This window comes from Pseudomonas sp. JY-Q (genome assembly GCF_001655295.1).
Taxonomy (GTDB): Bacteria; Pseudomonadota; Gammaproteobacteria; order Pseudomonadales; family Pseudomonadaceae; genus Aquipseudomonas; species Aquipseudomonas alloputida.
Window position 1 is genome coordinate 5096644 of sequence record NZ_CP011525.1, and the last position, 14773, is coordinate 5111416.

General features: G+C 61.5%; 14 protein-coding genes. 5 read left to right on the forward strand and 9 right to left on the reverse strand.

What is annotated here, in order from left to right; genetic code table 11:
• Nucleotides 1-10 precede the first annotated feature (10 nt).
• Nucleotides 11-3055: a multidrug efflux RND transporter permease subunit gene (locus AA098_RS22905; protein ID WP_060545902.1), complete on the forward strand. Its 3045-nt coding sequence runs from the start codon at nt 11-13 to the stop codon at nt 3053-3055.
• Between the two features lie 108 nt (nt 3056-3163).
• On the opposite strand, the gene AA098_RS22910 is transcribed toward AA098_RS22905, so the two are convergent.
• From AA098_RS22910 to colR, 5 genes are all read right to left on the reverse strand, one after another.
• A complete protein-coding gene (locus tag AA098_RS22910) occupies nt 3164-3397 on the reverse strand; it encodes a hypothetical protein (RefSeq protein WP_003255207.1) in 234 nt (77 codons plus the stop codon).
• On the reverse strand, nt 3397-4095 hold the full coding sequence (locus AA098_RS22915) for a lipopolysaccharide kinase InaA family protein (RefSeq protein WP_004574440.1): 699 nt from the start codon (nt 4093-4095) through the stop codon (nt 3397-3399). Before AA098_RS22915 ends, AA098_RS22910 begins: the two co-directional genes overlap by 1 nt.
• A 6-nt stretch (nt 4096-4101) precedes the next feature.
• The gene (locus AA098_RS22920; RefSeq protein WP_003255211.1) at nt 4102-4782 is read right to left on the reverse strand and encodes a class I SAM-dependent methyltransferase; all 681 of its coding nucleotides are present in this window, start codon (nt 4780-4782) and stop codon (nt 4102-4104) included.
• A 107-nt stretch (nt 4783-4889) separates the two neighbouring features.
• Nucleotides 4890-6200: a HAMP domain-containing sensor histidine kinase gene (locus tag AA098_RS22925; RefSeq protein ID WP_003255212.1), complete on the reverse strand. Its 1311-nt coding sequence runs from the start codon at nt 6198-6200 to the stop codon at nt 4890-4892.
• Entirely contained in the window at nt 6190-6873 is a 684-nt protein-coding gene (gene colR / locus AA098_RS22930; protein ID WP_003255215.1) for a two-component system response regulator ColR, read from the reverse strand. Before colR ends, AA098_RS22925 begins: the two co-directional genes overlap by 11 nt.
• A 183-nt stretch (nt 6874-7056) precedes the next feature.
• On the opposite strand from colR, the gene AA098_RS22935 reads away from it, so the two are divergent.
• Complete coding sequence (locus AA098_RS22935; protein ID WP_004574430.1) at nt 7057-7785, forward strand: phosphatase PAP2 family protein; 729 nt, start codon at nt 7057-7059, stop codon at nt 7783-7785.
• 42 nt (nt 7786-7827) lie between these two features.
• On the opposite strand, the gene AA098_RS22940 is transcribed toward AA098_RS22935, so the two are convergent.
• Nucleotides 7828-8748 carry an iron-sulfur-binding ferredoxin reductase gene (locus AA098_RS22940; RefSeq protein ID WP_004574428.1) on the reverse strand — a complete coding sequence of 307 codons (921 nt, stop codon included), beginning with the start codon at nt 8746-8748 and terminating at the stop codon, nt 7828-7830.
• A 178-nt stretch (nt 8749-8926) separates the two neighbouring features.
• On the opposite strand from AA098_RS22940, the gene AA098_RS22945 reads away from it, so the two are divergent.
• Nucleotides 8927-10174, forward strand: coding sequence for a hypothetical protein (locus AA098_RS22945; protein ID WP_004574427.1), 1248 nt, complete (start codon nt 8927-8929; stop codon nt 10172-10174).
• Between the two features lie 348 nt (nt 10175-10522).
• Nucleotides 10523-12046 carry a fumarate hydratase gene (locus AA098_RS22950; RefSeq protein WP_003255232.1) on the forward strand — a complete coding sequence of 508 codons (1524 nt, stop codon included), beginning with the start codon at nt 10523-10525 and terminating at the stop codon, nt 12044-12046.
• A gap of 118 nt (nt 12047-12164) precedes the next feature.
• Here the strand turns inward: AA098_RS22950 and AA098_RS22955 are convergent, their stop codons facing one another.
• Both AA098_RS22955 and AA098_RS22960 read right to left on the reverse strand, forming a co-directional pair.
• Nucleotides 12165-13037, reverse strand: coding sequence for a carbon-nitrogen hydrolase family protein (locus AA098_RS22955; protein ID WP_054889106.1), 873 nt, complete (start codon nt 13035-13037; stop codon nt 12165-12167).
• A complete protein-coding gene (locus AA098_RS22960; RefSeq protein WP_003255235.1) occupies nt 13034-13624 on the reverse strand; it encodes a GNAT family N-acetyltransferase in 591 nt (196 codons plus the stop codon). The genes AA098_RS22955 and AA098_RS22960 overlap by 4 nt, the downstream gene beginning before the upstream one ends.
• Nucleotides 13625-13739: 115 nt before the next feature.
• On the opposite strand from AA098_RS22960, the gene AA098_RS22965 reads away from it, so the two are divergent.
• Nucleotides 13740-14138, forward strand: a complete 399-nt coding sequence (locus AA098_RS22965) for a nuclear transport factor 2 family protein (protein ID WP_003255237.1) — start codon at nt 13740-13742, stop codon at nt 14136-14138.
• Nucleotides 14139-14167: 29 nt separating this feature from the next.
• On the opposite strand, the gene AA098_RS22970 is transcribed toward AA098_RS22965, so the two are convergent.
• Entirely contained in the window at nt 14168-14746 is a 579-nt protein-coding gene (locus AA098_RS22970) for a DJ-1/PfpI family protein (protein ID WP_003255238.1), read from the reverse strand.
• Between the last annotated feature and the right edge of the window lie 27 nt (nt 14747-14773).

The following is a 14773-nucleotide window of genomic DNA, read 5'->3' on the forward strand; positions in this document are numbered from 1 at the left end:
GGAGGCTGGCATGGCGTTCACCGACCCGTTCATCCGCCGCCCGGTGCTGGCCAGCGTGGTCAGCCTGCTGATTCTGCTGCTCGGCTTCCAGGCCTGGAACAAGCTGCAGATCCGCCAGTACCCGCAAATGGAAAACGCCCTGATCACGGTCACCACCGCCTACCCCGGGGCCAACGCCGAAACCATTCAGGGCTATATCACCCAGCCATTGCAGCAAAGCCTGGCCAGCGCCGAAGGCATTGACTACATGACCTCGGTGAGCCGGCAGAACTTCTCGATCATTTCCATTTACGCGCGCGTTGGCGCCGACAGCGACCGGCTGTTCACCGAGCTGCTGGCCAAGGCCAATGAGGTGCGTAACAAGCTACCCCAGGACTCCGAAGACCCGGTACTGAGCAAGGAAGCTGCCGACGCCTCGGCGCTGATGTACGTCAGCTTCTACAGCAAGGAAATGAGCAACCCGCAGATCACCGACTACCTGTCACGTGTGATCCAGCCCAAGCTGGCCACTTTGCCGGGCATGGCCGAGGCGGAGATCCTCGGCAACCAGGTGTTCGCCATGCGCCTTTGGCTGGACCCGGTGAAGCTGGCCGGTTTCGGCCTTTCGGCTACCGACGTGACCAATGCCGTACGCCGCTACAACTTCCTTTCCGCCGCTGGCGAGGTGAAAGGCGAATACGTGGTCACCAGCGTCAACGCCAGCACCGAGCTGAAGTCGGCCGAGGCGTTCGCCGCCCTGCCGCTCAAGACCAGCGGTGACAGCCGCGTGCTGCTGGGCGATGTGGCGCGGGTCGAGATGGGCGCAGAAAACTACGACACGGTCAGCTCGTTCGACGGCACCCCGTCGGTCTATATCGGCATCAAGGCCACCCCGGCCGCCAACCCACTGGATGTCATCAAGGAAGTGCGGCGCATCATGCCTGAGCTGGAAAGCCAGCTGCCGTCGGCATTGAAAGTGTCGATTGCCTACGACGCCACGCGGTTCATCCAGGCCTCGATCGACGAAGTGATCAAGACCTTGGGCGAAGCGGTGCTGATCGTCATCGTCGTGGTGTTCCTGTTCCTTGGCGCCCTGCGCTCGGTACTGATTCCGGTGGTGACCATACCGCTGTCGATGATCGGTGTACTGTTCTTCATGCAGATGATGGGCTACTCGCTCAACCTGCTGACCCTGCTCGCCATGGTGCTGGCCATCGGCCTGGTGGTGGACGATGCCATTGTGGTGGTGGAAAACATTCACCGGCACATGGAAGAAGGCAAGTCGCCGTTCGACGCAGCCCTGGAAGGCGCGCGCGAAATTGCCATGCCAGTGGTGTCCATGACCATCACCCTTGCTGCCGTGTATGCACCGATCGGCTTCCTCACCGGGCTCACCGGCGCGCTGTTCAAGGAGTTTGCCCTGACGCTGGCCGGGGCGGTGGTCATTTCCGGTATCGTTGCCCTGACGCTGTCACCAATGATGTGCGCCCTGCTGCTGCGCCGGGAGCAGAACCCGAGCGGCCTGGCCCACCGCCTCGACCAGCTGTTCGAACGCCTGAAAGGGCGCTACCAGCGCGTGCTGCACGCCACCCTCGACAGCCGGCCGGTGGTGCTGGTGTTTGCCGTGATCATCCTGTGCCTGATCCCGGTGCTGCTCAAATTCACCCAGAACGAACTGGCACCCAACGAGGACCAGGGGGTGATTTTCATGATGAGCAGCTCGCCTCAACCGGCCAACCTCGACTACCTCAACGCCTACACCGACCAGTTCACACCGCTGTTCAAGGCCTTCCCCGAGTATTACTCGTCGTTTCAGATCAACGGCTTCAACGGCGTGCAGACTGGTATCGGTGGTTTTTTGCTCAAGCCCTGGAACGAGCGCGAACGCACACAGATGGAGCTACTGCCGCTGGTGCAGGCCAAACTCATGGAAATCAGCGGGCTGCAGATCTTCGGCTTCAACCTGCCGTCGTTGCCCGGCACTGGCGAGGGCTTGCCATTCCAGTTTGTGATCAATACCGCTGGCGACTACCCGGCACTGCTGGACGTGGCCCAGCGCATCAAGACGCGCGCTCAGGCATCGGGCAAGTTCGCCTTCCTCGATATCGATCTTGCCTTCGACAAGCCCGAAGTGGTGGTGGACATCGACCGGGCAAAGGCGGCGCAGATGGGGGTGTCGATGGACACCCTCGGCGGCACCCTGGCGACCCTGCTGGGCGAGGCGGAAATCAACCGCTTCACCCTTGAAGGCCGCAGTTACAAGGTAATCGCCCAGGTTGAACGGCCTTACCGCGACAACCCCGGCTGGCTGAACAATTACTACGTGAAGAACGAGCAGGGCCAGTTGTTGCCGCTGTCGACCCTGATCACCCTCACCGACCGCGCTCGCCCACGCCAGCTCAACCAGTTCCAGCAACTGAACGCTGCGATCATCCAGGGCGTCCCCATGGTCAGCCTGGGCGAGGCACTGAAGACCGTGCAGGACATCGCTCGCGAAGAGGCCCCGGAGGGCTTTGCTTTCGACTACGCCGGCGTGGCCCGCCAGTATGTGCAGGAAGGCAGCGCATTGTGGGTCACCTTCGGCCTGGCGCTGGCGATCATTTTCCTCGTGCTGGCTGCACAGTTCGAAAGCTTCCGCGACCCGTTGGTGATTCTGGTGACCGTGCCGTTGTCGATCTGTGGCGCGCTTTTGCCGCTGTTCCTGGGTGTGTCGAGCATGAACATCTACACCCAGGTCGGGCTGGTGACATTGATCGGGCTTATCAGCAAGCACGGAATCCTGATCGTCGAGTTCGCCAATCAGCTACGCGATGAGCGTGGCCTGAGTGTGCGCGAAGCGATCGAGGAAGCAGCGGCCATTCGCCTGCGGCCGGTGCTGATGACCACTGCGGCTATGGTGTTCGGCATGGTGCCGCTGATTCTGGCAACCGGGGCGGGAGCGGTCAGCCGGTTTGACATCGGTATGGTGATTGCCACCGGGATGTCGATTGGCACGCTGTTTACCTTGTTTGTGTTGCCGTGCATCTACACCCTGCTGGCGCACAAGGCGAGCGCCAAGGCACCTGCAATCGCTTGAACCGACCTGTGGGAGCGGGCTTGCCCGCGAAGAGGCCGGCAACGCAGACGCAAAAAGCCAAAGGCCCCGCAATCGCGAGGCCTCTGGCTTTTTCAGCTAACGCAGGGTTCATCCAAATGGCCGCAACCCTTGACGCAGGCCAAACAGGAACAGCAAAAGGTCCTGGTCCGGCTCGCTCTGGGCCTGCTGCTGCGGTTTTGCATCCCGCGGCAACGCGCACTGGTCTGCCATCTCAGCCTTGCTGAACACCGTTGGCCTCGGCTCTTCCCAGGCAGCCACCGCCACGGTGGTCACCGCCAGGCCAGCTACCAGGAACAAAGCTCGAGCAATTTCTAGTTTCATTACTCTAACCCTTTGACAGCGCTGCCAAACGCCATCTTGTAAAAGTAGAGCAGTGTCTGCCATTCCGCGTCATTGAGCGACGAATGGCGGCGTAGCTGACGCAGGTCATTGCCGGCCGCCCGCTGGCAGCTGATACGCCGCCTGCACTTTTCCAGGTCCAGCAGCGCCACTTCGACGCGGGCCTGCTCGCCCTCGCCGATTACCTTGATAAATACGTGCTTGCCGTACAGGCAGCCGTGCTGCCAGTGCCCCAGGTGCATCCGCGCCAGGTTGTCCGCCAGGTCCTTGAGCATGCGCTCATGCACCACCTGCGGGTAACGCTCGCGGGCACCTTCGGCATGCCAGGTGTCGAGTTCGACAAAACCGTCCAGCGCTTCGCTGACCAGCAGCGCGCGCCACTGGTGCTCGGCATCGCGCTGCGCGCCACAGAAGACGATGCGCGGTACACGCACGCCCAACTGCTCGAAACTGTTCAGCGCATCGAGTTCACGCAACACGGTCGGCCGACCAAAAGGGTGCAACAGGCTGCGGTAGATATGCCCGACCTGGCGTTTGGCATACAACAGCTTGCCATCGGCATCGTTAAGGCGTTGCACGCCACTCTCGCCGCCGCGGCGCTGGTTAGGCTCCTCGACCCACTCGCCTTGCTGGCGCCAGTAAAAATCGAACTGTGCTTCCCCTTTATGGGCTACAGCCATCAAACACTACCCCTTACGCAATACATAGACCCGCCACATGGCATAGAACGGCAGGAAGTCCAGGCGTTCCTGGATTCTGAAGCCGGCGGCCCTGAATTCTTCTTCGACCGTTTCGGCAGGTAACACGAAACGGTTCTGGTAATTATCCTGTTCGGCCTTGGCGCTACGGCGCTGCTCCAGCTTTTTCCGGCGCCAGGCCTTGAAGTTGCCATCCACCCACAGTGACAGGATCACGCTATCACGGCTAACCCGTTGAAATTCCGAAAGAATGGTCTTTCTGTGCGCTGCCTCGCCAATGTGATGGAACAGGCGCATGCAGAAAATGCTGTCCACGGCGTTATCTGGCAGGTCGATGGCAAATGCCGAAGTCTGCAAAGGCCGTACCCGTGCCACCACTTCTGGCGGTTGCGCCGCACAGGCGGTCTCGATCATGGCCTCGGAGTTGTCGGCACCGATGATTACCCGATTGGGCTTTTCCGCCAACAGCGGCCAGAAACGGCCCGCTCCGCATGGCAGGTCCAGTACCAAACCAGGCTCGCCCGCCAATGCCAGGGCGCGGCGCGCCAACTGCTCATCTCGCTTGTGGGAAAGGCGTCGCGCCAGGCCGTCCTGGTGCTTGAGAAAGTACTCGCGCGCATGGTCTTTGTCGTACTTCTCGGAAAATTCAAGCTTGATGGGGCTACGCATTGGACATCTCCTGACTCCATTGCGCCCACATTAGGTATGCAAGCGTTGGAATCAGGTCATGCCAATGTGAAAAAAACGTTGAACACCATTTGACCTGATACAAGAAATTACTCGGCCAGGGCGTCCGGGTCGCCTTTGGCCACGGTGTTGCTCAGGTCCACCTGGAAGCGGCAGCCATGCGGCAAGGTGGATGTCAGGGTGACACGCCAACCCTGGTCGTCACAGATCCGCTGCACCAGCGAAAGCCCTAGCCCCAGGCCCTCGCCACGCCGTTCATCGCCGCGCACGAACGGCCTGAACATGGCCTCACGCTGCTCTTCGGGGATACCCACGCCGCTGTCCTCTACGCTGAAACCGTTGGCTTCCAGGCTCAGGCGGATATACCCACTGTCGGTGTAGTGCGCCGCATTGCGCAGCAGGTTGCCCATCACCGACTGCAGGAAGGTGGCGTTGTACAGCACAGGGCTAGCGCTCACGCGGCCATCGAAATACAGGGTGAGGCCTTTCTGTTCGATGGTGTCGCGCCACACCCCGATGAGCTCGTCGGCCACTTCGCGCAGGGTCGCCCGTGACGCCACTGCCCCCTCATCACGCTGCGCGCGGGCCAACATAAGGAAGGTCTTGACCAGCTCGCGCATTTCTTCGGTGGCCCGCGCCACGCGCTCCACCTGGCTACGCGCACGGGCATCGAGGCCGGGGTTTTCCATCAGAAGCTCACACGAGGTCGCCAACACCATCAAAGGCGTGCGCAGCTCGTGGCTGACGTCGCTGGTGAACAGCCGCTCGCGGGTCAGCGCATCACGCAGGCGGCCCAGGGTGTCGTCGAAAGCCACTGCAAGCTGGCCGACTTCGTCCGCCGCATAATCCGGAGCCAGCGGCGGGGCCAGGCCCAGTAGTTGATCGCGGTGGCGCACCTGACGCGCCAGGCGGATGACCGGTGCCATTACCCGACGTGCAACCAGCCAGCCAAGGATGACCGCCAACACCAGGCTGAGCACGAAGCCCACCACAACCACGGCAAACAGTACGCGCTCGCGCTCCTCGAAGTCGCTCTGGTCCTGCAGCAGTACATAACGGCGACCATCGACGATCTCAACCATGGCGTGGTAGGACAGCTGGTCTCGGAACACTTCGTGGAAACCGCGGTCGAGGTGCCGCAGGTCCTTGGGCAGCTCGAAGTCGTCACGCCCGCCGCTGAAATAGAACAGCTGGTCTGGACGAGGCCGATGACTCCAGTCACTGACGCTGTCCATACGCAGCAGGCGCTGCAGGTCACCGCCCAGTACCGAGGAAATCAGTCGCTCTTCGACCAGGTGCACCGTGCCAACGATACCGAATGCGAAGGCCCCGGCCACCAGCGCACTCATCAGGGCAAAGGCGATGATGATGCGCTGGGCAAGGCTTTGCTTAAACTCCATCGCGGCCCTCGGCGAGGCGATAGCCGACGCCATGGACGGTATGCAGCAACGGTTTTTCAAACGGTTTGTCGATCACCTGGCGCAACTGATGCACATGGCTGCGCAGGCTGTCGCTATCGGGGCAGTCATCGCCCCACAAGGCTTCTTCCAGCACCTCGCGGCGCAGTACGTGCGGGCTTTTCTGCATCAGTACCGCCAGCAGCTTGAGGCCGACCGGGTTAAGCTTCAGCAGGCGCCCCTGGCGGGTTACCTCAAGGGTATCGAGGTCGTAGCTCAGGTCAGCCACCTGGAGGGTGCGGCGCCCACCGCCCTGGGCACGGCGCAGCACCGCTTCGATGCGCGCCGCCAGCTCCGACAAGGCAAATGGCTTGAGCAGGTAGTCGTCAGCCCCAGAGCGGAAGCCCTGCAGGCGGTCGTCCAGCTGGTCACGGGCAGTGAGCATGATCACCGGCGTGTCACGGCGGGCATCTTCACGCAAGCGCTTGCACAGGGTGTAGCCATCGATGCCTGGCAGCATGATGTCGAGTACGATCAGGTCGTAGTGTTCGGTGGCGGCCAAATGCAGCCCGGACAGGCCATCCTGGGCACAGTCGACGGTGTAGCCTTTCATGCCCAGGTAATCGGCCAGGTTGGCCAGGATATCGCGGTTGTCTTCAACCAAAAGAATGCGCATCGGTTTCTCCTGTGCGGCGCTCTTCGCTGTGGTGCGCGGCAGGCGCAGCTTAAGGCCTATGCCTGCACGGTGCCAGCCCTAGGGAAAATTCACCGCACTTGACGGTTTTTTCACTGATCCTTCACGGACACAGGATAGCGGGCGGCCGACAATACCCGATCTTTTTCGCGCCCTGGAGCCGTCATGCAGCAACGCACCTCCCCTCGCCCGATCAACTATTGGCTGTACCTGGGAATTCCCCTGGCGACTGCGCTGGCCTTGATCCTGCTGGAGCTGACTTCAGTCGACATGGATGTCGCCAACCTGTTCTTCGACCCCGCTGTCGGGCAGTTCATTGGCCGCCACAGTTACCTGCTGGAAAACATCCTGCATGACCGGGTCAAGCAAGTGGTGATCCTGTTGGGGGTGATATCGCTGCTGACCTTTGCCGCGAGCTTTTTCTGGAAGCGCCTGTTTGGCTGGCGCCGTGAACTGGGCTGCCTGGCGCTGGCACTGGGCTTGTCCACGGCGTTTGTCACACCGCTGAAAAAAGTCACCCAGGTGCAGTGCCCTTGGAGCCTGACCCAGTTTGGCGGCACCGAAACCTACAGCAAGCTGCTGGAACCACGGCCGCCTACCGACAAGCCTGGCCTGTGCTGGCCGGGCGGGCATGCAGCGACCGGTTTCTGCCTGTTCGCCTTGTTCTTCATGCTGCGTGATCGCAAGCCGCGCCTGGCGCGGGTGGCGCTTGCAGTGGCCTTGATAGCAGGGTCGGTACTGTCGGTGGGCAGGATGATGCAGGGGGCGCACTTCCTGTCGCACAATATGTGGACGGCAGTGTTCTGCTGGTTGATCGGATTGGGGTCGTATTACCTGGTTCTCTATCGGCGGGGGCTGGCCGAGGTACCCGTCGCCGAGCGCAGCGCCGCATGAAAGAGGGGCCGCTTTGCGGCCCTTCGCACTTCAAGGCGACCCTCAGGCATGCTCGACGAACACATCAGCAAACACCTGCCCCCGCGGTACCCCTGCCATGAACATCCGCCGGGCAAACCGCTCGACACTCGCCGGTGCCCCACACAGCAGCGCCACCGTCTGGCGCGACAACAGCCGCATCCCAGCCAACGCTTCATCCACATGCTCCACCAGCACCAGCTCGACACTCACCCCGGGCAGCTCCAGCAGCTTCTCCGCCAGATAGTGCCCAGCCGGATCCCGCGCCACATGCACCACCCGGATTTCGCCCCGATGCCCCCGGCGCAACGCTTCGCGCAAGATACCCCAGAGCGGCGCCAGCCCGGTTCCCGCAGCCAGCAACCACAGCGGCCGCTCCTGCCAATCAGGGTCGTAATGAAGGGCTCCGCCTCTGAACTCCCCCAAACGCATCTGATCGCCGACCTGCAGACCACGCGCCTTGTCGCAAAAGGCACCAGGCCGCTGACAATCGATATGAAACTCGAGAAAATCGTCCTCACCCGGCAGGCTGGCCAAGGAATAAGGCCGAGCAACCGCGCCTAGCCACAGCACCACGTGCTGCCCCGCCTGGTAACGCACCACCCGATCGGGGCGCAACCGCAGGCGCAATACATCGCCAAACCAGTCCAACGCACAGACCTGTGCCGGTACGCCACCCTGCTGGGGGTCGTACAACGCCACACGCAGGTCCTCGACCACCCGGCACTGGCAAGCCAGACGCCAGCCCTGGGCGTGTTTCTCCAATGCCAATGCCTCGGGCAATGCGTCTGCCGGTTGCCCTTCCAGGCAGCGCACCAGGCAGGCGTGGCAACTACCAGCACGGCAACTGTAAGGCACATTCAGCCCCGCCTCGTTGAGGGCATCGAGCAGGTTGCTGCCAATGGGCACAGTCCAACGGCGCAAGCCCACATAGATTATGGGCATGATTACAGTTTCTCCAAAACAAGGAACCTGACGGCGGGTTTCATGGCGAATGTACCACAGCGACGGCAGAATTATTTTTTACAATCAACGAATTGAGTGTCAACTGACAAATTTGACAGTTTAACCTTGATGGTTAACACATCACGCTGGGATCTCCTCAAGCGTGGAGGTACCCATCATGAAATTCACATCTATAAAGTCAGAACTATTAGACCCTAGCTACGGCGAACAAGGCATTGTTCATCCAGACCCGGACGTGGTGGCAATAAACGCCTCAATAGTCTCAGTCAAACATGATAAATGGCGCCTGTGCGTGGGGGAGACCCGTATTGGCGAGGCGATGGGTTATGCGCTCATGCGCATAGACCACAACGGGAAACTGGATACTACGTTTGGCAAAGGCGGCTTGGCTACCGGAACCTTCAAAGAGGGCTTCAACTCTACAGCCGGAGGCATTCATCTGCACGGCGAGCACATCATCATCACAGGCCTCTACCACGACCCATCGACCAACTTGCATTTTCCGGCGCTGGCTCGTTTCACTGCGAACGGGCAGTTGGACACCCGATTCGGCAGCCATGGACACAAAGTCATCGAACTGCCCCCGGCACCTCCGAAGTCCTCAACAAATCCGACAACGAAGCCGGCAGCGGCACCGACCCTCACCAGCATATCCAGCGCAGACGGAGTTTTTGTCACCTACCAGTACCCCTGGTCACTCAGCGTGCTGATGAAGTTCAACTTCGACGGAGATTACGACACCAGCTTCAATAAGGTTGGATATAAATTCCTGACCCCTCCTCTATGTTCCGAAAGCTCCGGGAGAGTCTGCTTGATCACAGGCAGAAAAATCTATGTCTGCGGCTTCACTACAATCAATGGCGACAGTGGCCCCTACATACTCTGCTTGAAAGACACGGGGTTGGAAGATGGAGAGTTTTGTGCGAATGGGTATTTACTATCGGAGCTCGCGAGCGGCTTGTATTTCCATGATCTGGATACGCTGAATGATGAAGGCAGTATCGTTTGCATCGCCTCGGAGGGCCTGCAAAAAGGCTACCTGACGGCCTTTACGCGCAGCGGCTCGAAAATCCCCGGCTTCGGTGGCGCCACCGATTTTGGTGGTGAGGGCGGGCAGTGGACAAGCGGATACGTCAACCGTTCCTTGGAGAAAATTATCACCACCGGTTCCACGTTAGGCGGTGAAGAAGCTGATGTCGTCGTCGGGCGCTTCAACCTTGACGGAACTCCTGACACAGCATTTGGTGAAAACCGCGGCTGGGGACGCATTGCATTGGGTGACAGCGTCGAAGTTGCCTGGAGTTCCAGCGCCGAAGTGAATGGCAAAACCATCATCTGCGGAATCGATTTCGAGTCCGGTCGTGCCCGCTTGGGCTTTTTACTCCGTTGCAACACGGACAGTTGACCCCATCACCTCTGCTACGTTGTAGTGATCAAAGGCCGAGTTCACCTTAACCCGTGCACGAGCTCGGCCTGTACCCTCCATATTCTTCAGTCGGCTCACCCCCTATCACCACTCAGCCTCTTGGATACCTGTCGCCTGCGACGTCACGCTTGGCAGAAAAACCATGCCTGCCCGTTACCGACCATGGTCCAGACCGGCCGCAGGTGTGCCGGGCACGGATGCGCGCTATACTGCCGCGCCTTTTTCCGTCGGCCTGACCTGCCGGCGCCTTGCAAGGCGCTTCGACGTGCTGGTCGGCTATGTCGAGCGTCTTTTTGAATGTTCCCGTCTTTAAGAGGAGCGCGCTGCATGACCGTGATCAAGCAAGACGACCTGATTCAGAGCGTCGCCGACGCCCTGCAATTCATCTCGTACTACCACCCCGTCGATTTCATCCAGGCCATGCACGAGGCCTATCTGCGTGAGGAATCGCCTGCTGCACGCGATTCCATCGCCCAGATCCTGATCAACTCGCGCATGTGCGCCACCGGCCATCGTCCAATCTGCCAGGACACCGGTATCGTCACCGTGTTCATCCGCGTGGGCATGGACGTGCGCTGGGACGGCGCCACCATGAGTGTCGACGACATGATCAACGAAGGTGTGCGTCGCGCCTACAACCTGCCTGAAAACGTCCTGCGCGCTTCGATCCTGGCCGACCCGGCCGGTGCCCGCAAGAACACCAAGGACAACACCCCGGCAGTGATCCACTACTCCATCGTCCCCGGCGACAAGGTGGAAGTCGATGTCGCAGCCAAGGGCGGCGGCTCGGAAAACAAGTCGAAGATGGCCATGCTCAACCCGTCCGACTCGATCGTCGACTGGGTACTGAAAACCGTGCCGACCATGGGTGCTGGCTGGTGCCCGCCTGGCATGCTCGGCATCGGCATCGGCGGTACCGCCGAGAAGGCCGCGGTCATGGCCAAGGAAGTGTTGATGGAGTCCATCGACATTCACGAACTGAAAGCCCGTGGCCCACAGAACCGCCTGGAAGAAATCCGCCTGGAGCTGTTCGACAAGGTCAACCAGCTGGGCATCGGCGCCCAGGGCCTGGGTGGCCTGACCACCGTGCTCGACGTCAAGATCATGGATTACCCGACCCACGCGGCGTCCTTGCCGGTGTGCATGATCCCCAACTGCGCCGCTACCCGCCACGCCCACTTCGTGCTTGATGGCACCGGCCCGGCAGAACTGGAAGCGCCGTCGCTGGACGCCTACCCGGAAATCGTCTGGGAAGCCGGCCCAAGCGCCCGTCGCGTCAACCTCGACGACATTACTCCGGAAGAAGTGGCCAGCTGGAAGCCGGGCGAAACCATCCTGCTCAACGGCAAGATGCTGACCGGCCGCGATGCCGCGCACAAGCGCATGGTTGAAATGCTCAACCGTGGTGAAGAGCTGCCGGTAGACCTGAAAGGCCGCTTCATCTACTACGTCGGCCCGGTCGACCCGGTGGGTGACGAAGTGGTAGGCCCAGCCGGCCCGACCACTGCTACCCGTATGGACAAGTTCACCCGCCAGATCCTTGAGCAGACTGGCCTGCTGGGCATGATCGGCAAGTCCGAGCGTGGCCCGACCGCCATCGAGGCGATCAAGGACAACAAGGCCGTGTACCTGATGGCTGTTGGCGGCGCTGCCTACCTGGTCGCCCAGGCCATCCGCAAGTCGAAGGTACTGGCCTTCGCCGAGCTGGGCATGGAAGCGATCTACGAGTTCGAGGTCAAGGACATGCCGGTGACCGTCGCTGTGGACAGCAACGGCGAGTCGGTACACATCACTGGCCCTGCCCTGTGGCAGAGCAAGATTGCCGAAAGCCTGGCCGTCGAAGTGAAGTAACCTGATGTAACTGCGGCGGCGGCTTCGCGGGCAGGCCCGCTCCCACACGTACAGCGCAAGCCAGAAGGCTACGCGTTACCTGTGGGGCGGCCTTGCCCGCGAAGAGGCCGCACTGTCATCACAGGACTCTCTCGAACTGCTCCGGCCAGTCCCGCCAGGTAAACACCTGCCCTTCCCGCCTCACCCGCCGCACGTCCTGCAGATCTACCTCGCACACCAGCCACTGGCTGCAGTCCGGGTTCAACTGCTCGCTCAACGCCACCACCCCATCCCCCGGCATCCCGTGATCCGGCGGCACGAACAAGCCTGCCCGGCCGATATTCTCGTCCAATGCCGGCGACCAGGGCGCCACCCCCACCGTAGGGCTCTGCAACACGGCAATCTGGTTCTCCAGGGCGCGCGCCTGGGCGCCAATACGCACCCGATGGTAACCGGCCTCGGTATCGGTACAACTCGGCGCCAGGATCAGGTCGGCACCACACTCGGCCAGGCGGCGGGCCAGCATCGGGAACTCGTTGTCGTAGCAGATCAGAATGCCCAAGCGCCCCAGTTCGGTTTCGAACACCTGCAGCCCCTGGCCTGCAGCGATGTCCCACTGCTCGCGCTCGAAGCGGGTCATCATCAGTTTGTCCTGATAACCCAGCACACCTTGGGGGCCGAACAGCCAGGCACGGTTGCGGTAGCGCCCATCGTTGTCCAGCACCGGCACACTGCCCGGTTGCAAGTAGATCCCCCAGCGTCGGGCAAGGCTCTCGCACAACGCTTTCCAGGGTTCGATCAGCGGCTGGATGCCGGCAATCGAAGCCTTCAGGTCTTCCCGCTGCCCGGCATTCAGCTGGCCGCTCAGCACCAGCCCGGCGTACTCCGGCAGTAGCAGCAAGCGTGCCCCCGCCTCCACCGCTTCGGCGCACAGGCCTTGCAGGTGGTCGGCGTAGGCATCCCAGGTTTCGTGCAGCTCGATAGCATACTGGCAGGCTGCCAGACGGATCATATCGGCAGTGCCTTGAGCCAGAACGACATCAGCTTGTCGGAGCTTTCCTGCTCGTCCAGGTCGCGCCAGGCGTAGGTGGTACGCAGCGATGGGTCGTGCAGGAAGCCGCGGTTGCGCCAGAAGCCGTGCAGGGGTTTGTATTCGGCTGGCCGGCGCGGGTGCGCACCGGGTCGCTCGACCGCGCAGAACGCGCAGTAATCGAACTCGGCCAGTTTGTGTGCGTAGGACTCGCGCTCGATGAAGAAGCGAACCCCCAGGCCCTGACCGCGGTATGCCGGCAACACCAGCGACTCCCCGAAGTAGTACACACTGGCCGGGTCGCGCCCCTGGGCCAGGAATGGCTGCTGGAATTCGGGCGCGACATCCACCAACGGCAGGCCGGTAGAGGCGCCAACCACCTTGCCGTCGTCCAGCGCCAGCACAACCAGGCTGCGCCCGGAGCGGGCATAGTTGGCCAGGTAGTCGGCCTCGTACTCCGGGGTGCCGTCGTACAGGTAGGGGAACTCGCGGAACACAGTAAGGCGCAGGCGAGCGAGGTCATCGATGTAAGGCGCGATAGCGGCACCGTGCAACAGGCGTATTTCCATGTTTGGCGGTCGTTTTGTCGATGTGGATGACGCGCTCGGCTAAGCCGGGCTTGAGGGGAAACCCTATCATCCGAGGTAACGACCCGCCTTTTCCCTACACGACAGGAAATGTTCCATGACCGCAACCGAACTGGTAAATGCTTACTACGCCGCCTTCAACGCGGGTGACATGCCGGGCTTTCTGGCGCTGCTCAGCGAAGACGTGATCCACGACATCAACCAGGGCGAGCGTCAGATGGGCAAGGCCAGGTTCGCCGCGTTCATGGACAAGATGAACCGCTGCTACCGCGAGCGCCTGGCCGACATCGTGGTGATGCAGAACGCCGATGGCAGCCGCGCGGCGGCGGAGTTCACCGTGCATGGCCAATACCTGGCCGATGACGAAGGGTTGCCGACAGCAAACGGCCAAACCTATGTGCTGCCGGCGGGGGCGTTCTTCTATATTCACTGTGGCAAGATTGCCCGGGTGACCAACTACTACAACCTCAATGACTGGGTTGAGCAGGTTGCCTGAGCAACCCGCTGCCAATTCAATCAAGCCTGTCAGACAATACGCGTGCCCAGCACTTGAAGGAACGCCGCCAGCCAGGCCGGGTGCGCGGGCCATGCCGGTGCGGTCACCAGGTTGCCATCCACATGCGCCTGGTCCACCGCGATGTCGATGAACGTGCCACCCGCCAGGCGCACTTCTGGCGCACATGCCGGGTACGCGCTGCACTCACGCCCCTCCAGCACCCCTGCCGCCGCCAGCAGCTGGGCCCCATGGCACACCGCCGCAATCGGCTTGCCGGCCTGGTCGAACGCCCGCACCAGGTCCAACACCTTTTCATTCAGGCGCAGGTACTCCGGCGCGCGGCCACCTGGGATCAGCAGCGCGTCATAACTCTCGGGCCGCACCCGCACGAAATCATAATTCAGGGCAAAATTGTGCCCTGGCTTTTCGCTGTAGGTCTGTTCACCCTCAAAGTCATGAATCGCGGTACGCACGGTCTGCCCCGCCAGCTTTTCCGGGCACACCGCATGCACCGTGTGGCCCACCATGCTCAAGGCCTGGAACGGCACCATCGCTTCGTAATCTTCGACGTAGTCGCCCACCAGCATGAGAATTTTCTTCGCCGTCATCTCGCCCACTCCTTCGGTTAACTGTGA

Coding starts and splice junctions, on each gene's coding strand:
- colR (WP_003255215.1), bottom strand. CDS start 6,873: ATGCGCATTCTTTTGGTTGAAGACAACCGCGATATCCTGGCCAACCTG.
- AA098_RS22950 (WP_003255232.1), top strand. CDS start 10,523: ATGACCGTGATCAAGCAAGACGACCTGATTCAGAGCGTCGCCGACGCC.
- AA098_RS22935 (WP_004574430.1), top strand. CDS start 7,057: ATGCAGCAACGCACCTCCCCTCGCCCGATCAACTATTGGCTGTACCTG.
- AA098_RS22905 (WP_060545902.1), top strand. CDS start 11: ATGGCGTTCACCGACCCGTTCATCCGCCGCCCGGTGCTGGCCAGCGTG.
- AA098_RS22915 (WP_004574440.1), bottom strand. CDS start 4,095: ATGGCTGTAGCCCATAAAGGGGAAGCACAGTTCGATTTTTACTGGCGC.
- AA098_RS22925 (WP_003255212.1), bottom strand. CDS start 6,200: ATGGAGTTTAAGCAAAGCCTTGCCCAGCGCATCATCATCGCCTTTGCC.
- AA098_RS22945 (WP_004574427.1), top strand. CDS start 8,927: ATGAAATTCACATCTATAAAGTCAGAACTATTAGACCCTAGCTACGGC.
- AA098_RS22955 (WP_054889106.1), bottom strand. CDS start 13,037: ATGATCCGTCTGGCAGCCTGCCAGTATGCTATCGAGCTGCACGAAACC.
- AA098_RS22920 (WP_003255211.1), bottom strand. CDS start 4,782: ATGCGTAGCCCCATCAAGCTTGAATTTTCCGAGAAGTACGACAAAGAC.
- AA098_RS22910 (WP_003255207.1), bottom strand. CDS start 3,397: ATGAAACTAGAAATTGCTCGAGCTTTGTTCCTGGTAGCTGGCCTGGCG.
- AA098_RS22940 (WP_004574428.1), bottom strand. CDS start 8,748: ATGCCCATAATCTATGTGGGCTTGCGCCGTTGGACTGTGCCCATTGGC.
- AA098_RS22970 (WP_003255238.1), bottom strand. CDS start 14,746: ATGACGGCGAAGAAAATTCTCATGCTGGTGGGCGACTACGTCGAAGAT.
- AA098_RS22960 (WP_003255235.1), bottom strand. CDS start 13,624: ATGGAAATACGCCTGTTGCACGGTGCCGCTATCGCGCCTTACATCGAT.
- AA098_RS22965 (WP_003255237.1), top strand. CDS start 13,740: ATGACCGCAACCGAACTGGTAAATGCTTACTACGCCGCCTTCAACGCG.